The sequence below is a fragment of the Phascolarctobacterium succinatutens CAG:287 genome (genome assembly GCF_000434895.1).
Lineage (GTDB): Bacteria > Bacillota > Negativicutes > Acidaminococcales > Acidaminococcaceae > Phascolarctobacterium_A > Phascolarctobacterium_A succinatutens_A.
On sequence record NZ_FR892742.1, the window covers coordinates 1 to 903 of the forward strand.

Annotated in this window: 1 protein-coding gene; it reads left to right on the forward strand. The window is 40.9% G+C overall.

Annotated features, from left to right (window positions below):
- On the forward strand, nt 1-626 hold a 626-nt coding region (locus BN587_RS00235; RefSeq protein WP_044483862.1), incomplete at its 5' end, for a DUF4080 domain-containing protein.
- Nucleotides 627-903 lie beyond the last annotated feature (277 nt).

Genomic DNA, 903 nt, shown 5'->3' on the forward strand with positions numbered 1-903 from the left:
TGCGTCGTGAAACAGAGCAGCATGATTTGCGTTATATGGACGAACCGCCTTATGAGATTTTGGCGACTAAGTATATGCCATATGAGGATATGCTGTATTTGAAACACTTAGATAATATTCTGGACCAGACGGCCAACAGCGGTGGCTTTAAATATACGCTGAGGGCATTGCTGCGTGCTTCCGGCATGAATGCCTTTGGCTTTTACAGACAGCTGACGCAGTGGTGGGTGAAGGCAGGCTTCTATCCGCAGACACATAACGCCAAGGGTGTAGCAGCTATTTTAAAGCAGTTTATAGAAGAAAATTATGTAGAGCAGCAAACGGAATTGCTGGAGATTCTGCGTTTTGACGTGTTCTGCGAGATACCGCAATGGCGTCCGGAGTGGCTGAAATGGCAGACAGAGGAAATTTTTGATGCAGTTTCTGCTTTTTGGCGTGATGAGGAAAAGGTGCGCCGATATATTCCTGCATATAAATTTAGCAGCTGGCGCCAAATTCATAAGCTGTATCCGATTGAATTGTTTAAAGCTGATTGGGAAACCGGTAATGCAGAAGAAATTTTTGTGATGCTGGATAATAGCGGCGAGCAGCAGAAGCTGATTAAGCTGCCGATTGAAGTAAAATAGAATGGTATTAGTGCAATAAAAAAGAGCTGACGAGAGAAAAAATTCTTGCGTCAGCTCGATTTTTTTGGAGAAATTTACGCAGATTTTGCCGTTTTTCGGTAGAAATTTTAACTTTTTTTGAGATTTTTTGAAGAAATTTTAGGTGCTTTAAAGCGTGTATACATGATACTTCATTTGAATACTGAGCCACGTGTATCACGAAAAAATGTTAAAAAAGTAACAAAAAAGGTGTTGACATAATGTAGGTCACATGGTATTATATACAAGTCGACGCGAT